The organism is Bradyrhizobium sp. (assembly GCF_049798375.1).
Taxonomy (GTDB): Bacteria; Pseudomonadota; Alphaproteobacteria; order Rhizobiales; family Xanthobacteraceae; genus Bradyrhizobium.
In genome coordinates this window covers 1-3,019 of the sequence record NZ_JBARGP010000103.1, presented here as the reverse complement: position 1 = coordinate 3,019, position 3,019 = coordinate 1, and the positions used below count along the sequence as shown (strand labels likewise).

3 protein-coding genes are annotated in these 3,019 nt (G+C 64.9%); all 3 read left to right on the top strand.

Features of this window, described 5'->3' with window-relative positions; all coding sequences use genetic code 11:
• Positions 1-161: 161 nt before the first annotated feature.
• Positions 162-1,430 carry a S1 family peptidase gene (locus WA702_RS04765; protein ID WP_425109384.1) on the top strand — a complete coding sequence of 423 codons (1,269 nt, stop codon included), beginning with the start codon at positions 162-164 and terminating at the stop codon, positions 1,428-1,430.
• On the top strand, positions 1,427-2,395 hold the full coding sequence (locus WA702_RS04760) for an FHA domain-containing protein (protein ID WP_425109383.1): 969 nt from the start codon (positions 1,427-1,429) through the stop codon (positions 2,393-2,395). Before WA702_RS04765 ends, WA702_RS04760 begins: the two co-directional genes overlap by 4 nt.
• A 310-nt stretch (positions 2,396-2,705) precedes the next feature.
• On the top strand, positions 2,706-3,019 hold a 314-nt coding region (gene rpsB, locus WA702_RS04755), incomplete at its 3' end, for a 30S ribosomal protein S2 (protein WP_425109382.1).

The following is a 3,019-nucleotide window of genomic DNA, read 5'->3' as shown; positions in this document are numbered from 1 at the left end:
GGGGACGGCCGCGGTTGCAACCTGAAGCCGTTTTGGCTATTGCCCGCCGCACAGGGTGGTCATAGGGCGCAAATGTCCGTGCTGACGTTTTGCGAAGGCGTGCAGGAATGTCGGTTGGCAATGTCGTGAGCGCGCTTCGGGGGTGTTGCGCGGTCGTCTTGATGGCCTGCAGCATCGCAACCGCCGCCGCCGACGCACCTTCCGGCGCGGAGGGCGTCTATGCTTCGGCGCCGCCGCGCCTCCTGCAGATCCGCACCCTGGTCGTCGGCGGAGGCCGCCAGACCTCGACCGGCTCGGGCTTCCTGGTCTCTTCCGACGGACTTGCGATCACCAATTACCACGTGGTGTCCGACGTGGCGCTGGAGCCGAAGACCTATCGGCTCGAATACACTGCGGCCGACGGCAGCCATGGCGACGTGACGCTGCTGGCGGTGGATCTGCCGAATGATCTGGCATTGGTGCGCGTCGACAAGCACGATGCGCCATTCTTCACCTTCGACAAGGCAGCGCTGGACGGCATCTTGCAGAAGGGCGAGCGGCTCTACTCGCTCGGCAATCCGCTCGACCTCGGCTTCACCATCATCGAGGGCACCTATAACGGTCTCGTCGAGCACAGCTACAATGAGCACATCCATTTCACCGGCGCGCTCAATCCGGGCATGAGCGGCGGCCCGGCCGTCGATCCGCAGGGGCAGGTGGTCGGCATCAACGTCGCCACCCGCCGCGACCGGCAGCTCATCAGCTTCCTGGTGCCGGCGCGCTTCGCCGCCGCACTGCTGGCACGCGGCCGCACGCAGCAGGCGACGCCGGAGGATCTGCGCAAGGACGTCACCGCGCAGCTCGGCAGCTGGCGGACCGCGCTGTACAGATCGTTGGCGGAGCAGGGCTTCCGGTCGGACGCGTTCGGACCATACCAGGCCCCGGAAACCCAGGCGCCCTGGTTCGAATGCTGGTCACAGACCAACGCCAGCGCGTCGCCGAAGCCGCGCGCCCGCATCAACACGACGAGTTGCACGGCCGACGCCAGCGTGTTTATCGCGTCGGATCTCGACACCGGCGCCGTCCAGATCAGCCATTCCTATTTCAAGTCGATCGACCTCAACCAATTCCAGTTCGCCAATATCCTGATGCCGAAAGCGCGGCCTTATTTGAGCCTCGGCGGCCCATACCGCAAATGGTACACGCCGCAGCATTGCCACGAGGATTTCGTCGGCATCGCGCCAGCTTCGACGCACCCGCCATTGCGGGTGATGTGGTGCACGCAAGGCTATCGCGAGTTCGCGGATCTGTATGATGTGGTGCTGGTCGCGGTGACGCAGGATCAGAGCGACGAGGCGCTGGTCTCCCGCCTCAGCCTGCAGGCGGTCGGCTACGACGATGCGATCAAGCTCGGTCAGCGCTTCCTCGAAGGTCTGCAGGTCGTCAGATGATCTGGGTCGAGGTTCTCTCCCGTCACCGCGACGTCACCGGGCGCTTCCGCATCAACGCGCGCGAGCTCAGCATCGGCCGCAGCTACGACAACGACGTCGTCCTCGACGATCCCTACGTGGCGGCGCGGCACGTCAAGGTGTTTCACGATGAGGACGGGCACCTCGTGGTCGAGGATCTCGGCAGCGCCAACGGCCTTTACCTCGACCGCGGCAAGAACCGACAGACCCGCGTCGTCGTCGACGGCAATGTGCCGATCCGCATCGGCCATACCTTGATCCGCATCCGCGAGACCAGCCACGCCGTCGAGCACGAGCGACTGGTGAAATCGGGACGTCATGTGTTGCCGGCCGTCGCGGCGCTCGTGCTCGGCGCGCTGCTGCTCGGGATCGATGCGATCACGACTTGGTTCGCGCAGACCGCCGAATCCCATCCGTCGGACTACATGCTGCCGGCGCTGATGCTGACCGGCACCGCGCTGATCTGGATCGGCATGTGGTCGCTGCTGTCGCGCCTGTTCTCGGGCCAGTCGCACTTCCTGCGCCACGTGCTGATCGCCGAGACCGTCGTGCTGGCGTTCTGGCTCTATACCGAGCTCGCGCAGTTCGCGGCCTTTTCCGTCACCCGGCCGGTCGCCTTCAACGACATCTACATTGCCAATTGGGTGGCGCTTGCAGCGCTTTGTTTCCTGCATCTGCGCGAGGTCGGCCGCACGCATCTGCTCGCCAAGGGCATCGTCGTGATGCTGCTACTGGTCGCGGCGGTGACGGTGCAGACCCTGCAACGTTCGGAGGCGTTCGCCAATTCCGGCCGTCAGACGGTCTCGCATGTGCTGCTGCCGCCGGGACTGCGTCTGGTTCCGCTGCGGGACGAGACCGCATTCTTCGCCGATGTCGGCAAGCTCCGGACGACGCTCGATGCGGATCGCGCGCAGGCCCGGCCCGCGGCAGCAGCCTCGCCGCGGTAGTTTTACCTTAATACCGCTCGGAGCGGAGCGCTGCCGCCGAGAAGGGGAAGGTCGTCGCACCGCGGGTTGGAGGCGGGCCTTAGTCTGGTTTGGGCCAGAATACAGCGGCGTCGATCGGGTATGCCGCGCGCAGCCCCGGTTTCCGTGGCCGGAATCAGCCCAATTTCCTTGCGTTACGCCAAAATCCGGCTATATACCGCGCCATCTCACACGGAAACATGGCTCTCTCGAGAGGCCGTCCGGTGGCAACCGGGCCGTCAGGCCCGTTTGCTCACGCGTTTCCGGAGGAACCAACCGGAGAATAGATCCAATGGCGCTGCCCGATTTCTCAATGCGCCAGCTGCTTGAAGCTGGCGTGCACTTTGGTCACCAGTCTCACCGCTGGAATCCGAAAATGGCCGATTTCATTTTCGGATCTCGTAACAACATCCACATCATCGACCTCGCCCAGACCGTGCCGCTGCTGCACACGGCGCTGCAGGCTGTCAGCGACACCGTCGCCAAGGGCGGCCGCATCCTGTTCGTCGGCACCAAGCGCCAGGCGCAGGACAACGTCGCCGATGCGGCCAAGCGCTCCGCGCAGTACTTCGTCAATTCGCGCTGGCTCGGCGGTACGCTGACCAA